Origin of the sequence: Salinivibrio sp. SS3, assembly GCF_001722105.1 — a bacterium.
Classification (GTDB): Bacteria; Pseudomonadota; Gammaproteobacteria; order Enterobacterales; family Vibrionaceae; genus Salinivibrio; species Salinivibrio kushneri.
This window is the reverse complement of the sequence record NZ_MEBQ01000009.1, coordinates 1-19093: the sequence shown is the minus strand read 5'-3', so window position 1 is coordinate 19093 and position 19093 is coordinate 1. Positions and strand designations below refer to the sequence as shown.

Genomic DNA, 19093 nt, shown 5'->3' with positions numbered 1-19093 from the left:
CCCAAGGCCTCAGGATCTACCGCTATGTCGCAACCCAAGTCCGATGCATCCATTGATTTCGACCACCTCGCCCAACGTATCAAGCAATGGGGGCAAGCGCTAGGCTTCCAGCAGGTGGGGATCACGGATGTTGATCTCAAGCAACATGAAGCGCAATTACAGCGCTGGCTTGATAACGGCTATCACGGTGAGATGGCGTGGATGGCCAGACATGGCATGATGCGCGCGCGCCCCGATGAGTTAGTGCCAGGCACGGTACGCGTGATCAGTGTGCGGATGAACTACTTACCCCCCAATGCCGGTTTTGCGCATACGCTGGCGCATCCAGAGCTTGGGTACATTAGCCGTTACTCTTTGGGACGGGACTACCATAAATTGATCCGCAACCGCTTAAAAAAGCTTGGACAACAGATTGAACAAGCGGTCGGCCCCTATGGTTACCGCCCTTTCGTCGACTCCGCGCCAGTCCTTGAGCGTCCTCTAGCGGAAAAGGCAGGACTGGGTTGGACAGGCAAACACTCCCTGATCCTCAATGATGAAACGGGATCCTGGTTCTTCCTCGGTGAGTTATTGGTGGATCTTCCTTTACCTGTCGACACCCCTGTCGAGAATCAATGCGGTAAATGCGTGGCCTGCATGACCAGTTGCCCCACCCAAGCGATCATCGCAGAGGGCGTGGTCGACGCCCGTCGCTGCATTTCTTACCTGACTATCGAATATGATGGTGTGATCCCCTTAGAATTTCGCCATGCCATCGGTAACCGTATCTATGGTTGCGATGACTGCCAGTTGGTTTGCCCGTTTAACCGGGAGGCCGAACTGACCTTAGAGGCCGACTTCCACTGTCGCCCCAGCCTTGATCAGCAGCCGCTCACCACGCTTTTCAACTGGGATGAGGACACTTTTTTATCGCTAACCCAGGGCTCAGCAGTACGCCGGATAGGGATTAAAAAATGGCGGCGCAACTTGGCTATTGCGATGGGTAATGCCCCCTTCGATCAGGCGATCATCGATAGTCTCAAGGCGCGGCTCGGTGAGGACGAGCTGGTTGACGAACATATTCACTGGGCGCTCAGCGAGCAAGAGAAAAAACGACAGCGTATTGATGTCAAAACGCTACCCACAGGGACGCGTCGTCTCGTGCGCATCATAGAAAAAGGATTGCCTCGTGACGCTTAATCAGGGCTTACAAGCAGAAAGATGACGCTATTCACATAATGTGGAAAACCGTCACGCAATGCGCATTTATGGTGCGCTTTTTGATAGTTAAACACATTGATGGTGCATTAAGCGAGCAAGATCACGTAAGTGAATAACACTGTGGAAAAGCGTTAGCTAACCTGAAAGAAAAGCCTAAATTTCCCTTATTTAACAATCAGTTAAGGTATTTTTGCGTTTATTGCACGTGTGCAACATAGATACCGTGCCTGATGATAAGATAACCAGCACTATACACAGCAACAAATCCATTAACTGGTTTATCCACAGCGCTTGACCTGTGGATAAGTCTGTGCAGTGTTGGTAAAAAACCGCGCCACCATGCGCTTTCAGAGAAAGCATGGACAGATGGGATTTGTGTAAGAAATGATGCTTCACAGCATTAAAGATGGCGCTGTCTTAAACGCCACACTGGTGGTTAACCAAGTGATTGGAGCGACACACGGGGTTCGAACCCGTGACCTCAACCTTGGCAAGGTTGCGCTCTACCAGCTGAGCTAGTGTCGCTTATTCCGAATTGTTGTTTGGAGCGACATACGAGGTTCGAACTCGTGACCTCAACCTTGGCAAGGTTGCGCTCTACCAGCTGAGCTAATGTCGCATTGCTGATGCACTACATCGCATTTTAATTTGGAGCGACACACGGGGTTCGAACCCGTGACCTCAACCTTGGCAAGGTTGCGCTCTACCAGCTGAGCTAGTGTCGCTTAGATCGACCTGATCAATCTCAGATCGAGACTAAATTTGGAGCGACATACGAGGTTCGAACTCGTGACCTCAACCTTGGCAAGGTTGCGCTCTACCAGCTGAGCTAATGTCGCTTTCAACAGACGTTTCACGTCGTTAGGGCTGCGAATTATACGAAGAAAAAACCGGGTTGCAAGTGCTGATGAGCAAAATTTTGGTTTTTTCTTTTAATCGCTCAAAAGAGCATCAGATCGATGACTGACTCATCAGATCGTTAAGATCCTCTCGCGATAGAAGCGTAATTCTGCAATTGATTCTCGGATGTCGTCAAGCGCTAAATGGGTTCCCTGTTTAGAGAAATCATTCAACACCTCTGGTTGCCATCGACGTACCAGCTCTTTTAACGTGCTCACATCCACGGTGCGGTAATGAAAATAGCGCTCAAGTGCTGGCATGTGTCGGTAGAGGAAGCGCCGATCCTGTCCCACACTATTACCGCAAATCGGTGACGCGCCAGACGGTACCCATTGCGATAAGAATGCGATGGTTTGCTCAATGGCGGTTTGTTCATCAATATCACTCTGTTGTACGCGCGCCACTAAGCCAGACTGGCTATGCGTTCGCGTGCACCAATCATCCATTTTGTCGAGCTCACTTTGCGGTTGATGTATCGCCAGCACGGGCCCTTCCGCCAGAATATTCAACTGTGCGTCCGTCACAACGGTCGCGATCTCAATGATCTTATGGGTATCCGGATCTAGCCCTGTCATTTCCAGATCAATCCAGATTAAATTGTTTTCACTGAACGCCATTGAACTTGCCTTTTTTATCGATAAACCATGTATCATACTGTGCTTGATATGAAAGCCAACTTAACCGATAAGAGTCAACGTGGCAAAAAAGAAAAAACTGACGAAGGGTCAACTGCGACGGGTAAGATCCAACCAACAACGCCGGATCAAAGACAAAGATACCGATCGGCAATGGGACGATGCCGCGCTAGAATCCGCACGGGAAGGGCGGGTTATCACGCGGTTTGGCCAGCATGCCGATATTGAAGATCCCGACACAGGTAAGATACATAGATGCAATATTCGCCGCACTGTCCATAGTTTGGTCACTGGCGATCGTGTGGTATGGCGACCCGGAAAAGAAGCGCTCGATGGCTTTGCCGGCGTTGTGGAAGCGGTGCATGAGCGTGACTCCGTGCTCACTCGTCCCGACTATTACGATGGGGTCAAGCCAGTAGCCGCAAACATTGATCAAGTGGTGATCGTGGCCGCTATTTTACCTGAGCTGTCGACCAACATTATCGATCGTTATCTGATTGCCTGTGAAGCACTGGATATCGCCCCCCTGATTGTGATTAACAAGGTCGATTTGTTGGATGAAGAAGGCCATGAGATGGTCGATGATCTGCTCGATATTTATCGAGATATTGGTTATCCCCTCGTGATGGTTAGTGCGGACTCGGGCGAAGGCATGTCAGCGTTGATGACACACCTAGACCAGCATGTGAGTGTTTTTGTTGGGCAATCCGGCGTCGGGAAGTCCAGTTTGGTCAATACCCTACTCCCTGATGTGCACGCACATACGCATCAGGTGTCAGAAAATTCAGGGCTTGGTCAACACACCACCACCGCCGCACGCTTGTATCATTTTGATCAAGGCGGCGATCTGATTGACTCCCCCGGCGTCCGTGAGTTTGGCTTGTGGCATTTAGAGCCGGAACAAATTGCTCATGGCTTTGTCGAATTTCGTGATTATTTAGGTGGCTGTAAGTTCCGCGATTGCAAACATGGCGATGATCCGGGGTGTCTACTGCGACAAGCGGTCGAAGACGGACACATTAGTGTCGAACGTTTTGATAGCTACCACCGCATCATTGAAAGCATGAAAGAAGCCAAAGACAACCGTCAGTTCTCTCGTAATAAGCAACACTGAGCGACTGTCACTTCACTCAGATCCGCGACACGGCGCGCCCGTATAAGCGCGTCACTGGCATCATCAACCCAATAAATGGTTAGGACTACACTGTGCGAGACGATTTGAAAGTCGGCCTACAATACCTTACGCCGAAACACGCGTTAACCCGATTAATGGGCAAGCTTGCGAGCTTAAAAGGTGGCTGGTTAACCACTGCAGTCATCAAGTGGTTTATCAAGCAATATCATGTGGATATGAGCGAAGCGAAAGTCAGCGATCCGAGTTACTATCGCACCTTCAACGACTTTTTCGTCCGCGAGCTAAAGCCCGCACTACGCCCAATCGATGGCGACGAGACAACACTGATCTTTCCGGCTGACGCCTGTGTCAGCCAAGCAGGCGCGATTGAACAGGGTCGTTTGATTCAAGCGAAAGGCCATAGCTTCTCACTGACTGAACTTATCGGTGGCGATGACAGCTTAGCAGCAAAGTTTGATCAGGGAGAGTTCGCCACCTTATACCTCTCTCCCCGCGATTATCACCGCGTCCACATGCCGTGTGACGGCGTATTACGAGAGATGATCTATATTCCTGGCGATTTGTTTTCAGTGAATCCACTGACGGCAGAAAACGTACCAAACCTCTTTGCGCGGAATGAGCGCGTGGTGTGCGTCTTTGATACTGCATTTGGCCCCATGGCGCAAATATTGGTCGGCGCCACCATTGTTGGCAGTATCGAAACCACCTGGGCCGGGACGGTGACCCCGCCAACCGGTGGCAGTATTCGTCGTTGGCAATATCCAACCGACGGTGAGCAGGCGATGCACTTTGCTCAAGGAGAGGAAATGGGCCGATTCAAACTGGGCTCTACCGTGATTAACCTCTTCCCCAAAGGGGCGGTACGCTTTGATGATGCCGTCTTACCCGGTGAGCCGACACAATTAGGGCAAGCTTACGCACATTGCCAGCACTAGCTCCCGCTAAAAATCTAGAAAAATGTGAAATATGGGGCATTTATGCCCCTTTTTTGTGTCGAAATTCGGATATTTTTCCCGTTAATTCAAGATAAAGCACCGTATCATAAAGATATTCTATTTCTGATAACAAGGCGCACGCGAGTCTTCGCGTCTCAGGCGGAACGCGCTCGCCCACCCATGACGAAGGAGCGTATCTGTGGTCAATGCTCGTCTTATCAAATTGCTGGTCGCCCTCGGTTTACCGCTGTTATTACTGTTAGCCCCTACCGATTGGTTACCCATTGCTAACCTCACTATCATTCAGCACCGTTTATTGGCGATCTTTCTGATGGCGGCCTTGCTGTGGGTTCTTGAGCCTGTGCCTGTTTTTTCGACGTCTTTATTGATAATCACACTACAACTAGTGATGATATCTGATAAAGGCTTACACTGGTTTCGCGGTATCACACAGCATCACCCCCGCGGAGACTTAATTCCTTATACCGACATTCTCAGCGCCTTTTCATCCCCTATCATTATTCTGTTTATGGGCGGGTTTTCACTGGCTATTGCCGCGTCAAAATATGAACTCGACATTAATTTGGCACGTGTGCTGTTAAGGCCATTTGGGCAACACCCTAAATTTATCATGCTTGGCCTGATGCTGATTACCGCGGTATTTTCGATGTTTATGTCCAATACAGCCACCACGGTGATGATGCTGGCCCTATTAACACCCATTATCGCGGTGTTACCCAAAGGGGATCCTTTGGTCAAGGCACTCGTGCTGTGTATTCCCGTGGCGGCGAATACCGGTGGTATTGCCACCCCTATCGGCACACCGCCTAACGCCATTGCGTTACAGTATCTAACCGGGGAATATAAAGTCTCTTTTCTGGGCTGGATGCAAATGGGGCTGCCTTTTGTCATTGTTCAACTCACCTTCGCCTGGTGGCTATTACAACGGCTCTTTCAGAGTCAACATACCCGCGTGAATCTCGCTTTAGAGGGACGCTTTTTACAAAGTTGGCAGGCGTATACTGTCTATATCACCTTCGCCCTCACGATCGTGCTGTGGCTCACCACCAGTTTGCATGGCATGAACACTTATGTGGTGGCGGTAATTCCACTGGCGATTTTTACCCTCACCGGCATTATTGGTAAGCCAGAACTTAAACAAATCAACTGGGATGTATTGTGGCTGGTTGCCGGCGGGATTGCGATGGGGATCGCGCTCGACCAAACCGGTCTCGCCGCGGCGCTCGCCCATGCGGTCGACTACAGCCTGCTTACCGCAATGACAGTACTGGTTACCTTATCGATTATCTGCTGGCTGATGGCAAACTTTATGTCTAATACAGCGACCGCTAACCTCTTAATGCCGATAGCCGCAGCCATTGCTTCCTCCATGCCCGCACTGGCAAGCATTGGCGGTATGCAAGGCCTATTAATTGTCGTCGCCTTCTCGGCCTCCTTGGGGATGATACTGCCAGTTTCGACGCCACCCAACTCCTTGGCGTATTCAACTGGCTTTATCAGCAGTCAAGATTTGGTCAAAGTCGGTCTGATCTTAGGCATAAGCGGCTTAGCCCTAGTTTACAGCGCGGTTGTCTTACTTACGTGACATGCGTTTAACAATTGAGAAATAAAAGCGATAAATTCGCCTCATTCTGTGTAAGTGGATATTTTTCATCGAGTAAAAATGGGATAACACTGATGATGTGAGTAAGAAAGCCAGCTGAGCGTTGAGGATAAACCCACTTTTTGCAAAATTCTTTATCCCTCATTGACTCAAGCTTTCTACAATTAAGCAGATACTCAATAAGAAAGTATCATCAATACGTGGTAGTACGAGGGATCTTTAATGAAATTCACCATCAAGACCAAAATATTGCTTGCTGTTGCTTTGGTCGTTGCCTTAGTCAGTGCCGTACAGGCATGGTTTTCTGTTAATCAATTGGAAGAAGAGACGCAACAAAACGTCACTGAACAAATGCGCGATGTCGGTCTTTCCACCAGCAACTTTATCGAGGAGTGGCTAGATATTCGCAGCGACATGCTGGTTGCCAATGTGCCACTGATTGCGACACAACCCAATGTTGATCGAGAACTCTTATTAACCAAACGCCAAGGTGACTTTCTCACCGTTTACGCCGGCTTTGCCGATGGCTCTGTTGCTTATGGTGACAAAACGGAGAGCTGGCCGGCCAATTACGATCCACGGACTCGGCCTTGGTACAAACAAGCCAACGCCGCCAATGAACTAATCATCACCCCGCCTTATGTCGATGCTAATGGTGCCGGCATGGTGATCAGTTTTGCTAAATCGTTCAATCAACGCTATGAAGGCGTCATCGCGGCCGATCTTTCCGTTGACGCCATTGTGCAAGAAGTGCTCAATGTGCGGTTGCCCAATCAAGGCTTTGCTTTTTTGGTTGATAGTCACAACAACGTCGTCGCTTATCGGGATACCGCGCTCAGTACCAAAGCGCTCACCGAGGTTGACGATGAGCTCACCCCCGCTTTTATCCAACAGGCACGTAACAGTGATGCACTCGCGACCATTACCTTTGACGGTGATGACAGAGAAAAACTGCTCGCCGTGACGCCCGTTGAAGGCGCTGACTGGAGCCTTGGCGTGGTGCAAGACAAAAAGTTGGCGTTTGCGTCTGTCTCAGAGCAGATTGTTTCCACCTTGGTGACGTCAGTGATTCTCTTTGTGATCATTGCATTGATTGCCGGTGCCCTTATTCACCGGATGTTGGCACCGCTAACCCAACTCACCCATGCAGTAAGCTCACTGTCAAAAGGCAGTGGGGATCTGACTCAGCGCCTTGATATTGTCCGTAAAGATGAAATCGGTGAGTTAGCCGGGCACGTCAATGCGTTCCTGGAACAGTTACAAGCGATGATAGGCCGCAGCGTCACCCAGAGTGTGACCTTGTCTGACAGAGCCGACCAATGCCGCAACCTCGCCCACCAATCCAGTAGCTTGGTGGGTCAGCAGCAAGGCGATGTGGATCAAATTGCTACCGCCATCCATGAGATGTCGACCACGGCCAACGAAGTGGCCAGTAACGCCGAACAAACCGCTCGCTCAGCCCAAGAGGCAGAGGGCTCATGCCGTGACGGCCTAGAAGTGGTGGAGAACAACCGTGATGCTATTACCCAACTGGCAGAGCAAGTCGAGCAAGCGACGGATGTGATCCGTGAATTGGATACCAACTCACAAAGCATCAACCAAATTATCTCCACTATTCAGGATATTGCCGAACAAACCAACCTACTCGCGCTTAACGCCGCCATTGAGGCAGCTCGTGCCGGTGAACAAGGGCGTGGCTTTGCTGTGGTCGCCGATGAAGTGCGTGTGTTGAGCCAGCGCACTCATGACTCCACGGAAGAGATCCGTAACATGATTGAAACGCTACAAAACACCACTCAACGCGCGGTGGATGGCATGACCCAAAGTAATGATATGGCGACCTCGAGCGTCGAGCGCGCCGCCTCTGCGAGCGAGAAACTCAACGAAATTACCCGTGCCATTGGCGATATTTCGGAGATGGCTGCACAAATTGCCAGCGCGGCTGAAGAGCAGCGTGCAGTGACCGAAGATATCAACCGTAATACCCAAGCGGTGCGTGACCTCTCGTTAGAGATCCACCAAAAATCCAATGAAACGGGCGAGCAAGGTGAGCAAATGGCGCAAGACGCGCAAGAAATGCACAACGACCTCTCCAAGTTCAAAGTATAACTTGAGCCACCGCAGTCTGCCTGCCGAGGTAGGCAGACTGTCACTGGCAGAAAGATCACAAATTCATCCTTCTTCTCTCTCTTCGCCGCTTTTATGACCACATTTTGTCTGATCGATCCAACTATAGTGCAAACGTTGCGTATACACTTGTGACACTTTTCAACGAGATGGAAATGTGTCTATGCCCAAGCCGACAATTAAGCTGAAAATCATTGTGGTCATTGCCTTTATTGTGGCTCTGGTCAGTGCAGTGCTTGCCAGCATTTCTGTGCGTCAACTCCAAAGCGAGACGACCAGCAGTATTACCAAACAAATGCATGATGTCGGGGATGCCACTGTTCAGTTTATCGACAGCTGGCTGAGTACGCGTGCCGATATGCTATTAGCAAACGAATCACTGATCGCCAATCAGGCCAATGTCGATCGCGAGCTTTTGGTGACCAAGCGAGCGGGGCATTTCCTCTCCGTGTATGCCGGCTTTGAAGATGGCCGCATCGCCTACGGTGATAAAAGCGAAGATTGGCCCGCCGACTATGACCCGCGCACTCGCCCTTGGTATCAAAGCGCCAGTAACGCGAATGGCTTAATCATTACCGAGCCCTATCAAGATTTCGATGGCAGTTTGGTGGTCAGTCTTGCCAAGGCCTTCAATGGTCAATATCAAGGGGTACTGGCTGCCGATGTCACCGTCACCGATATTGTCGAGCAAGTGTTAAATTTAAAACTCAGTAATGGCTTTGCCTTTCTCGTCGATGGTGACAACCGCTTAGTGGCCTATCGCGATACCGATCTCAGTCGCCAACCCCTCACTGAGCTGGATGAAGAGCTCACACCCACATTTATGGCTAGCGCGAGCGCACAACGTCAGCTCACCACCTTTCAACTCAATGGCAAAGAAAAGCTCATCGCCGCTATCGAGGTCCCGAATACCGATTGGACCTTGGGTATCGTCGAAGATAAGGCGCAAGCCTATGCCTCGGTATCAGAGCAAATTACCTTTGTGGTGATTGCCTCCGTGATCTTGTTTATCGTGATTGCCTTTGTCGCCGGCGCGTTAATCAAACAACTACTTAAGCCATTAGGCGAGCTGACAGGCGCTGTGCGTACCCTCTCTGCCGGTGAAGGCGATCTCACGCAAAGGATCAACATCGCCCGCCAAGATGAAATTGGCGAATTGGCTGGGTACGTCAATGCCTTCCTTGCCCAGCTCCAGCAAATGGTAGGTAAAGCGGTTAGTCAGAGCATGACATTGTCAGAAAGTGCAGAAGAATGCCGAACCCACGCCCTGCAATCCAGCCAGTTGGTTGATAAACAGCAAAATGATGTTGACCAAATAGCGACGGCTATCCACGAAATGTCAACCACAGCCAACGAAGTAGCAAGCCATGCTGAAGATACAGCCTCATCCGCACAACAAGCCGAGCAATCTTGCCAAGAGGGGTTAAGTGTGGTCGGTGATAACCGCAACGCCATTACTCAACTCGCCGAGCAAGTGGAGCGTGCCACCAATGTGATCCGTGAGCTGGATGAAAATGCACAAAGCATTAACCAAATCATCGCGACCATTCAAGGAGTGGCCGAACAAACCAACTTGCTTGCCCTTAACGCGGCGATTGAGGCGGCCCGGGCTGGTGAGCAAGGGCGCGGCTTTGCGGTGGTTGCCGATGAAGTGCGAGTATTAAGTCAACGGACGCATAGCTCCACCGAAGAGATTCGCAATATGATTGAGACACTGCAGCACACCACGCAACGCGCGGTCGATGATATGACCCAAAGTAACGAAATGGCGACATCAAGTGTGGAGCGCGCCGAAGCGGCCAGTGAGCGCCTCAATCAAATCACCAGCGCGATTGGTACTATCTCGGAAATGGCGATTCAAATTGCCAGCGCCGCAGAAGAGCAGCGCGCGGTGACCGACGACATCAACCGCAATACCCAAGCGGTAAAAGATCTCTCCTATGAGATCCACCAGCAAGCCAGTGCTACCGGCGATCAAGGTGAAAGCATGGCACAAGCCGCGCGGGACATGCATCAAGACTTATCCAAGTTTAAAGTCTAACGTCTTGTCGTCACGCCCCTAACGACGAACGCCGCCTTCGGGCGGCGTTGTTTTTCCCGCTTCTACGCACGTGATACCGGAAAAGCGGTGACCGCATCAATGTGGTGGCAACCGAGTGCCAACATCACTAAACGGTCGACGCCCAATGCTACCCCAGCGCAATCAGGTAAACCACTTTCCAGCGCGGACAGTAAGTGCTCATCGATAGGCTGTGGCGATAAACCGCGCGCGACTCGTGCGATATTATCCGCCTCAAACCGCTGTCGTTGCTCGTTGGCGTCTTGCAACTCATAAAAGCCATTAGCCAGTTCAATGCCTTGGTAATACACCTCAAACCGATGCGCAACACGCGTGTCTGCTTCGCTGATTTTTGCCAGCGCGGCTTGCGATGCAGGAAAGTCATAAATAAAGGCGGGCGCCTGCTGGCCAATATTCGGCTCGACCATCACGGAGAAAAGCAGCTGCAGCAAGGTGTCTTTGTCCGTTTCATCTTCAGTGATATCGGCAAGCCCTTGGGTCGCGGCAAGTGCACGCAGCTGAATAATATCCGCGGTTAACGGGCACAGTTCGGTGAAGGATGCAAATGCCGTTTGATAGCTCATCCGTGTCGCACCTTGGCACCTGAGTACCGCTTGCAACAAGGCATCCATTTCATCCATTAGGTCATGGTGGGTATAACCAGGTTGATACCACTCCAACATCGTAAACTCAGGGTTGTGGTAGCGCCCGGCTTCTTCATTTCGAAACGCTTTACTGATCTGATAAATAGCCCCACTTCCAGCGGCCAATAGCCGCTTCATATGGAACTCTGGACTGGTCATGAGGTGCAAGGCGACGCCGTCAGCAAAACCCGGCCCAACCAAAGACGTTTTGAAACTATGAAGATGCACATCGGTCACCGCTGCTTGACTCAGTGCCGGGGTATCCACTTCCCATACCTCACGTTCAGCAAAAAATTGACGGATACGGGCTATGATAGCAGCGCGTTTTTTTAATTGTGACACGCTTGCCGTTGGCTGCCACTGATTCATCTCACTCATTCGTTACTCTTGCGCTTTCTGGTGACGCCAGTCTATCGCTGCCGTCTGGAATGACAAGTACTCACAACCGGTGTCGCACGACGCACATGTGTCACATGCCGCATTTTCTTTGTCAGCATTTTCCCTTTTTACAAGAGAGGCCGACACTTAACGACCCACCTCACACTTTTATGCAATTTAACACCCATGCCCGCAAAATCGCGACAATTCCCCGACTGAGTCAATTTTTGCTTTGCACAGATTGCCTACCATGACAGCAGAACAATAAACAAGCCAAGCACTGGCTTTCCCTACACTGGAGGATGAACGTGCAGATCCTTACCACAGATATTGCAGTGATTGGCGCCGGTGGCGCTGGGCTGCGCACTGCTATTGCGGCCGCTGAGGCCGATCCCTCGCTTAATATTGCGCTGGTATCTAAGGTCTACCCGATGCGCTCCCACACTGTGGCCGCAGAGGGTGGCTCGGCTGCCGTCATCAAGGATGAAGACAGCCTAGACAACCACTTCAATGATACCGTCAGCGGCGGCGACTGGTTATGTGAACAAGATGTCGTCGATTACTTTGTTAAACATTGTGCCCACGAAATGGTACAACTCGAGCAATGGGGCTGCCCTTGGAGCCGAAAAGACGATGGCAGTATCAATGTCCGCCGCTTTGGTGGCATGAAAGTGGAGCGCACCTGGTTTGCTGCCGATAAAACCGGTTTCCATATGCTCCACACCCTGTTTCAAACCTCGACCAAATACCCGCAAATCCAGCGTCTCGATGAATACTTTGTGATTGATTTGATTGTCGATGACGGCCAAGTACAAGGTTTGATTGCCCTCCATATGGCGGAAGGCGAGCTGGTCTGTATTAAAGCCAAATCAGTGGTGCTAGCCACTGGCGGCGCGGGACGCGTTTATAGCTGTAATACCAATGGTGGCATTGTCACCGGTGATGGCATGGCCATGGCTTATCGCCACGGCATCCCGCTGCGTGATATGGAATTTGTCCAATATCATCCCACTGGATTGCCTGGTACGGGAATTTTAATGACAGAAGGCTGCCGTGGCGAAGGTGGTATTATTGTCAACAAAGACGGCTATCGTTACCTGCAAGATTATGGTCTCGGGCCAGAAACACCGGTCGGGCAGCCAAAAAACAAATACATGGAGCTCGGCCCACGCGATAAAGTCTCGCAAGCCTTTTGGCATGAGCAACAAAAAGGCAATACCATCAAGCACACGCTCGGTGACGTTGTGCATCTTGATTTGCGTCACCTCGGCGAAGATTACATTCAAGAACGACTACCGTTTATTTGTGAGCTCGCCAAAGCCTATGTCAATGTTGACCCTGCCAAAGAGCCGATCCCAATTCGTCCTACCGTGCACTACACCATGGGTGGCATTGAAACGGATGCCCAAACCGAAACGCGCGTTAACGGCTTATTTGCGGTTGGTGAGTGCTCCTCCGTCGGTTTGCACGGCGCTAATCGACTCGGCTCAAACTCGCTCGCTGAATTAGCGGTATTTGGTCGTTTAGCGGGTGAAGGCGCCGCAAAACGGGCAGCGGCCTTCACAGGTTGGAATCAAGCGGCTATTGATGCCCAGATTCAGAACGTCAAAGCGCGCATTGATAAGCTCTTGAGCCATCAAGGCGAAGAAAACTGGGCGGATATTCGCAAAGAGCTGGGCGAGACAATGGAAGCCGGCTGCGGTATTTATCGTCGCCACGATCTAATGCAAGCGACCATTGATAAAATTGCTGAACTCAAAGCACGCTATCAAGATGTTGCCATCCAAGACCAAGGCAGTGTGTTCAATACCGATCTGCTCTACGCCATTGAGGTCGGCTATGGCTTGGAAGTCGCAGAAGCCATGGCACATTCTGCCATCCAGCGTAAGGAGTCTCGTGGCGCTCACCAACGGCTAGATGAAGGCTGCACCGAGCGTGATGATGATAACTACCTCAAACACACCTTGGCGTTCTATCAACCCGAGAGCGGTCCTCGCATTGACTATGGCGATGTCAAAATCACCAAATCACAACCACAAGCGCGCCTATATGGCGATGCGGCGGAACACGCCAATGGTGGCAATGTGGATCAACAAGAGGAGCCCGCATCATGACGCAAACTACCTACCAGGTCTCAGTGCTCAGATACGATCCGGCAACGGATGATGCGCCTTACTCGCAATCTTTCGTTGTACCCGGCGATGAAACCATGTCGGTCTTGGATGCGCTGGGGTATATCAAAGACAACCTCGATAAGTCGCTCTCTTATCGCTGGTCGTGTCGCATGGCCATTTGTGGCTCATGCGGGATGATGGTCAATGGCGTGCCCAAGCTCGCTTGCAAAGCGTTTTTACGTGATTACGCCAAAGGGGTGGTGATTGAGCCTTTGGCTAATTTTGCCATCGAAAAAGATCTCGTTGTCGATATGACGCCCTTTATTGAGCGTCTTGAAGCGATCAAACCTTATATTTTGGGCAATGATCGCCGCCCTGAAGACGGGCCCAATACGCAAACGCCTGAACAAATGGCACGCTACAAACAGTTTGCCGCTTGTATCAATTGCGGCTTATGCTACGCCGCTTGTCCTCAGTTTGGTCTCAATCCCGACTTTCTTGGTCCTGCCGCGATCGCGCTGGCACACCGCTATAATCTTGACAGCCGTGACAAGGGGAAAGCCCAACGCATGCCATTGATTAATAGTGATAACGGCGCGTGGGGGTGCACTTTCGTCGGCTACTGCTCAAAAGTGTGTCCGAAGAGTGTTGATCCTGCAGGTGCAGTCAACCAAGGCAAGGTGGCTTCCACCCAAGATATGGTGATTGCCATGTTTAATCCTAATAAAGATGGGCAGGAGGTAAGAGGATGAGTAATCGCAAACCCTATACACGCTCCATGCCGCGTACTTGGTGGCTCGACCATCCGTTCTACCGCTTTTATATGGTGCGAGAAGCGACAGTACTGCCTTTGGTCTTCTTCACGCTTAGTCTCACCGCTGGGTTAATCTGCTTGGTTCAGGGACCGCAAGCATGGCAAAGCTGGCTGGATTACATGGCCCACCCGGTTGTGATTATCTTGAACCTGGTTGCCTTGGTCGCCAGCCTGTTTCATGCCACCACATTTTTCAGCATGATGCCGCAAGTGATGCCGATTCGCATTAAAGGCAAACTACTCGACGGTAAATGGGTGATTGGTGCGCAATGGGCCGCGGTGGCGGTGATATCACTGATTGCTCTGGTGCTCATTTAGGAGGTGTTATGATCGATCCCAAACCCAAACGTTCTGATGAGCCCATTTGGTGGAGTTTATTTGGCGCCGGGGGGACCTGGTTCGCGATGTTTACCCCGGTGACTGTCTTGATTCTAGGGGTGCTCATCCCACTTGGCGTTATTGACCCATCCGCATTGAGCTATGACCGCGTGATGATGTTTGCTGATCACTGGCTGGGCAAACTGCTGATCCTCGCCACGCTGGCGCTACCAATGTGGCACGCCATGCACCGCATTCATCACGGGCTGCATGATTTGAAGCTGCATGTGGGGTTAGCAGGCAAAGTGGTGTGCTATGCCATCGCTTTTGCCGTCAGCATTGCCGCCGTGCTGTTGGTGTTGATTGTTTAATCCCAGTAAAAACGAGGCATAAAAAAAGCCCTGGCTGAAGAAGCGCAGGGCTTTTTTGCAAAGGTTACTTAACCCGTCCAACGTACTCACCCGTACGGGTATCGACTTTAATCACTTCGCCGATTTGAATAAACAAAGGCACGCGAACCACAGCGCCTGTGCTCAATGTCGCTGGCTTACCACCCGTGCCTTGCGTATCACCTTTCAAACCAGGATCAGTTTCCGTCACTTCGAGTTCAACAAAGTTAGGTGGGGTAACCACGATAGGGTCACCATTCCAAAGCGTAAGCGTACAAGTGTTGTTCTCGACTAGCCACTTGACGTTATCACCCACTGCGCTCTCATTAGACGCAATTTGCTCAAAGGTTTCATTGTTCATGAAGTGATAGAATTCACCGTCTGTGTACAGGTAATCCATCTCGACTTCAATCACGTCGGCCGCTTCAACGCTGTCACCCGATTTAAATGTTTTCTCTAGTACTTTACCGGAGATCAACTTACGGATTTTGACACGGTTAAACGCCTGACCTTTGCCTGGCTTTACGAATTCATTTTCGGTAATGACACACGGCTCGTTATCGAGCATAATTTTCAAACCGCCGCGGAATTCATTAGTGCTGAAAGACGCCATCTTGATCCTCTTAACATCTTCGAGTTTTCACAAATGTCGCACATCATAACCCGAATCCAACCTGCTGTTGAGCGAAACTGGATCAAAGAACTCGCAGAGGCGATCACAGATCCCAATGAACTGCTGCAAACGCTTGAAATTTCACCAAAGGGGTGGGAGGCCGGCTTTGCCGCGCGCCGTTTGTTTACACAGCGCGTCCCACGTAGTTTTGTTGCCCGAATGGAAAAGGGCAACCCTAATGACCCGCTGCTTAAGCAAGTGCTTCCAGTGGCAGACGAGTTTACTGAGGTTGACGGGTTCAGCGCTGACCCACTGGAAGAGCAAGATAATGCGATTCCTGGCTTGTTACACAAGTACCACAACCGTGTGTTGCTGATCGTTAAGGGAGGCTGTGCGATAAATTGCCGTTATTGCTTCCGCCGCCATTTCCCTTATCAAGATAACAAAGGCAGCAAACGCGTGTGGCAAGGGGCGCTGGATTATATCGCCGCTCATGCAGAGATAGACGAAGTGATTTTATCTGGTGGTGATCCGCTGATGGCAAAAGACGAGGAGCTCGATTGGCTCATCAGTGCTATCGAGCAAATAACGCATGTTAAACGGCTGCGTATTCACTCTCGCTTGCCCGTAGTGATCCCTGCGCGCATCACCTCAGCGCTGACCGAGCGCTTATCGCGCTCGCGTTTACGAGTGGTGATGGTCACCCACATCAACCATGCCAATGAGATCGATGACGAATTAAGCGACAAACTCCACGCATTGCGACAAGCGGGGATCACGCTGCTTAACCAAAGCGTGCTCCTTAAAGGGGTGAATGATAGCGCTGACGCTTTGATGGCTCTGAGTCAACGACTGTTTGAGGCCGGCGTTTTACCTTACTATCTGCATGTATTGGATAAAGTCCAAGGCGCCGCCCACTTTCTAGTCTCGGACGATGAAGCGCGCGTATTAATGCAGGAGATTATCGGCCAGCTTTCAGGCTATTTGGTCCCCCGACTGACCCGAGAAATTGGCGGGCGAGCCAGTAAAACCCCGCTTGATCTACATTTAGAGTGAATAATCAGTAACTTAATTAATATACGCTGTTGATTTATTTTTGCTTCCATGGCTTATTAGAGAGGAAAGCTCACCACAAGGATGTGTTATGTCTCTGATTATTCGTCAATACCACGTCGACGATATTCCTGCGATACGTGAAATCTACGCGCAACCTAACGCCCAAGCGGGTACCTTGCAGTTGCCGATGCCAAGCCTCGCCATGTGGGAAAAGCGGCTTAATAACGTGCCAGATGGCGTATACCCATTGGTTGCCGAGCTAGAAGGTAAAGTGGTCGGCAACCTAGGCTTAGTCATTGCCACAAATCCTCGCCGTCGCCACGTGGCAGACATTGGTATGGGCGTTCACGATGCCTATCAAGGCCGCGGCATTGGTAGCGCGCTAATGGAAAAAGCGATCGATTTAGCCGAAAACTGGCTGAACGTATCACGGATAGAGCTAACCGTTTATACGGATAACGCGGCTGCGACTCGCCTCTATCAAAAATTTGGCTTTGAGATTGAAGGCACCGCCAAACAGTTTGCGTTCCGTAACGGCGAGTTTGTCGATGCCCATTATATGGCACGTAATCGCTAACCAAGCCATTCAGGCATGCTATCGGGCTTAGCGTAGCTCAGACGACCAACACAATCGGTGGTATGGTAGCTGTCTAAGCCACTCAAAGCGACGGAGCCTGCTTGCTCAATATCGACAAAACCATCATGGCTGATACAGCTATCTGGAACATGCGCCTCAATGATCTCACCCACCAACAGGTGGGTGCCATTGATCGCCATAGTGTGCTCTTCACGAAGAATGAGACCAAGACGTATCGCAGCCTCTTGAACATAAGGCGCATTAATGCGCTCCCGCCATAAGGGCGTCAACCCCACTTGCTCAAATTCAGACACGCCGTGTGGGTAGCGTGCTGACGTTTGATGCGCCGCGACAACCATTTCCTTTTGAACATGGTTGAGTGTATAAATCCCAGTTTCGCGAATGTTTTCTAAGGTATCACGCGGTACGGTATCAGGGCGGATAATCACACCCATTAACGCTGGGTTGGCCCCTAGATGAAACGCAGAGCTCACAATGCACAAGTTTGTCTGTCGATTTGAGTCACTGGTGCCTAGCAGGTTCGCCGATTTAAAGCCGGACAGGCTGTTCACGAACGCCGCGCGATAACGCTTTTCCATCGCCAGTATATCGTCTCTCTCATACACACTCAGAGCCATATCCATCCTTACTTAAGTTGGCATTGTTGACAGCGAGCTTGCCCCGTTAACAGCGCGGATATGCGATAACGGTGTTGGGCAAAGAACAGGTACAGTTTATCAGCGAACCAAGCAATACCAGGCCAGCGTAGCCACTTCACCCAATATCCTTTATTCACAGCCCGCCAAGCTACATAAGTCGCATCTAAACCATACACTATCTGCCCGCCGCTATCTTGCGCATGCAAAATGCGATTGGCGGCACTGGGATCTATGTCAGGAAAACGAACAGAGAAGTCAGCTTGATGAATATCAACCAGCTGTAACGCACCCTGGATATCCCAGCGAGACAGTTTACGCATTTCTTTCACGCATAAAGGACACATGCTGTCATAAAATACAGTCACCATAATCACTCCTCCTAATAGCAAGATTACGCACAGAAGGGAAAAGAAGATCAGAGAAACGCACGGTAGAAAAGCTAGCAGGAAGGGAAAGCATAACGCTCAGTACAAAAATAACAGACACAAAAAAGCCCCGACCGTCAGGTCAGGGCTCTGTATTTTCTCATCAAAGTCTTACATCTATCTGCTTTGATGTTTAAATTTTTGCTAACTAAAGCCCAACATTAAGCTCTAATTAGATTATCAAAGCCTGGCGATGTCCTACTCTCACATGGGGAGACCCCACACTACCATCGGCGCTGCTTCGTTTCACTACTGAGTTCGGCATGGAGTCAGGTGGGTCCAAAGCGCTATGGTCGCCAAGCAAAATTTGGTGTGTCTTCACTTTTCAGTCAAAACACGAATCTAGAAAGCTGTTCGTTCTCGCCACAATCAACTGGCTTTATTTAAGTCCAACCCAAAACCTCTTGGGTGTTGTATGGTTAAGCCTCACGGGCCATTAGTACAGGTTAGCTCAACGCCTCACAGCGCTTACACACCCTGCCTATCAACGT

General features: G+C 50.6%; 17 protein-coding genes, 4 tRNA genes and 2 rRNA genes. 12 read left to right on the top strand and 11 right to left on the bottom strand.

Annotation, left to right across the window (positions count from 1 at the left end; translation table 11 throughout):
• Positions 1-51: 51 nt before the first annotated feature.
• Entirely contained in the window at positions 52-1179 is a 1128-nt protein-coding gene (gene queG / locus BGL48_RS04720; RefSeq protein WP_137317908.1) for a tRNA epoxyqueuosine(34) reductase QueG, read from the top strand.
• A 470-nt stretch (positions 1180-1649) separates the two neighbouring features.
• Here queG and BGL48_RS04715 read toward each other — a convergent pair.
• The 5 genes from BGL48_RS04715 to orn form a co-directional block, all read right to left on the bottom strand.
• Positions 1650-1725: transfer RNA gene (locus BGL48_RS04715), tRNA-Gly, on the bottom strand.
• An 18-nt stretch (positions 1726-1743) separates the two neighbouring features.
• Positions 1744-1819, bottom strand: a tRNA-Gly gene (locus tag BGL48_RS04710).
• A gap of 30 nt (positions 1820-1849) precedes the next feature.
• Positions 1850-1925 (bottom strand) — tRNA-Gly (locus BGL48_RS04705).
• A 38-nt stretch (positions 1926-1963) separates the two neighbouring features.
• Positions 1964-2039, bottom strand: a tRNA-Gly gene (locus BGL48_RS04700).
• A gap of 132 nt (positions 2040-2171) precedes the next feature.
• Complete coding sequence (gene orn / locus BGL48_RS04695) at positions 2172-2717, bottom strand: oligoribonuclease (RefSeq protein ID WP_069361577.1); 546 nt, start codon at positions 2715-2717, stop codon at positions 2172-2174.
• Between the two features lie 79 nt (positions 2718-2796).
• On the opposite strand from orn, the gene rsgA reads away from it, so the two are divergent.
• The 5 genes from rsgA (at position 2797) to BGL48_RS04670 (ending at position 10597) form a co-directional block, all read left to right on the top strand.
• Positions 2797-3849 (top strand): small ribosomal subunit biogenesis GTPase RsgA, encoded by a 1053-nt coding sequence (gene rsgA, locus BGL48_RS04690; protein WP_069361576.1) that lies wholly within the window; start codon positions 2797-2799, stop codon positions 3847-3849.
• 155 nt (positions 3850-4004) lie between these two features.
• Positions 4005-4805, top strand: coding sequence for an archaetidylserine decarboxylase (asd, locus tag BGL48_RS04685; protein ID WP_369801950.1), 801 nt, complete (start codon positions 4005-4007; stop codon positions 4803-4805).
• 199 nt (positions 4806-5004) lie between these two features.
• The gene (locus BGL48_RS04680) at positions 5005-6411 is read left to right on the top strand and encodes an SLC13 family permease (RefSeq protein WP_069361574.1); all 1407 of its coding nucleotides are present in this window, start codon (positions 5005-5007) and stop codon (positions 6409-6411) included.
• Positions 6412-6651: 240 nt separating this feature from the next.
• Complete coding sequence (locus BGL48_RS04675; protein WP_069361573.1) at positions 6652-8538, top strand: methyl-accepting chemotaxis protein; 1887 nt, start codon at positions 6652-6654, stop codon at positions 8536-8538.
• Between the two features lie 181 nt (positions 8539-8719).
• Positions 8720-10597, top strand: coding sequence for a methyl-accepting chemotaxis protein (locus BGL48_RS04670; protein WP_069361572.1), 1878 nt, complete (start codon positions 8720-8722; stop codon positions 10595-10597).
• Between the two features lie 62 nt (positions 10598-10659).
• Here the strand turns inward: BGL48_RS04670 and epmA are convergent, their stop codons facing one another.
• A complete protein-coding gene (epmA, locus tag BGL48_RS04665; protein ID WP_069361571.1) occupies positions 10660-11628 on the bottom strand; it encodes an elongation factor P--(R)-beta-lysine ligase in 969 nt (322 codons plus the stop codon).
• Positions 11629-11945: 317 nt separating this feature from the next.
• Between epmA and frdA the strand changes: the two genes are divergently transcribed.
• Genes frdA through frdD form a run of 4 tightly spaced genes read left to right on the top strand, consistent with a single transcriptional unit; the run spans position 11946 to position 15254 of the window.
• Positions 11946-13751, top strand: coding sequence for a fumarate reductase (quinol) flavoprotein subunit (frdA, locus tag BGL48_RS04660; RefSeq protein WP_069361746.1), 1806 nt, complete (start codon positions 11946-11948; stop codon positions 13749-13751).
• Positions 13748-14503 (top strand): succinate dehydrogenase/fumarate reductase iron-sulfur subunit, encoded by a 756-nt coding sequence (locus tag BGL48_RS04655; RefSeq protein ID WP_069361570.1) that lies wholly within the window; start codon positions 13748-13750, stop codon positions 14501-14503. Before frdA ends, BGL48_RS04655 begins: the two co-directional genes overlap by 4 nt.
• Positions 14500-14883 (top strand): fumarate reductase subunit FrdC, encoded by a 384-nt coding sequence (gene frdC, locus BGL48_RS04650; protein WP_069361569.1) that lies wholly within the window; start codon positions 14500-14502, stop codon positions 14881-14883. Before BGL48_RS04655 ends, frdC begins: the two co-directional genes overlap by 4 nt.
• 8 nt (positions 14884-14891) lie before the next feature.
• Positions 14892-15254, top strand: a complete 363-nt coding sequence (gene frdD / locus BGL48_RS04645) for a fumarate reductase subunit FrdD (protein ID WP_069361568.1) — start codon at positions 14892-14894, stop codon at positions 15252-15254.
• A 64-nt stretch (positions 15255-15318) separates the two neighbouring features.
• Here the strand turns inward: frdD and efp are convergent, their stop codons facing one another.
• Positions 15319-15885, bottom strand: a complete 567-nt coding sequence (efp, locus tag BGL48_RS04640) for an elongation factor P (protein WP_069361567.1) — start codon at positions 15883-15885, stop codon at positions 15319-15321.
• Between the two features lie 33 nt (positions 15886-15918).
• Here efp and epmB point away from each other — a divergent pair, with 33 nt between their 5' ends.
• Both epmB and BGL48_RS04630 read left to right on the top strand, forming a co-directional pair.
• The gene (gene epmB, locus BGL48_RS04635; protein WP_069361566.1) at positions 15919-16941 is read left to right on the top strand and encodes an EF-P beta-lysylation protein EpmB; all 1023 of its coding nucleotides are present in this window, start codon (positions 15919-15921) and stop codon (positions 16939-16941) included.
• 88 nt (positions 16942-17029) lie between these two features.
• Positions 17030-17518, top strand: coding sequence for a GNAT family N-acetyltransferase (locus tag BGL48_RS04630; protein ID WP_069361565.1), 489 nt, complete (start codon positions 17030-17032; stop codon positions 17516-17518).
• Here the strand turns inward: BGL48_RS04630 and BGL48_RS04625 are convergent.
• From BGL48_RS04625 to BGL48_RS04610, 4 genes are all read right to left on the bottom strand, one after another.
• Positions 17515-18156, bottom strand: coding sequence for a flavin reductase family protein (locus BGL48_RS04625; protein WP_069361564.1), 642 nt, complete (start codon positions 18154-18156; stop codon positions 17515-17517). The two genes, BGL48_RS04630 and BGL48_RS04625, sit on opposite strands and share 4 nt — an antisense overlap.
• A gap of 8 nt (positions 18157-18164) precedes the next feature.
• Positions 18165-18545 carry a thiol-disulfide oxidoreductase DCC family protein gene (locus tag BGL48_RS04620; RefSeq protein WP_083238435.1) on the bottom strand — a complete coding sequence of 127 codons (381 nt, stop codon included), beginning with the start codon at positions 18543-18545 and terminating at the stop codon, positions 18165-18167.
• 242 nt (positions 18546-18787) lie between these two features.
• A 5S ribosomal RNA gene (gene rrf / locus BGL48_RS04615) occupies positions 18788-18903 on the bottom strand.
• A 114-nt stretch (positions 18904-19017) separates the two neighbouring features.
• Positions 19018-19093 (bottom strand): 23S ribosomal RNA (locus BGL48_RS04610); the annotation flags it as partial.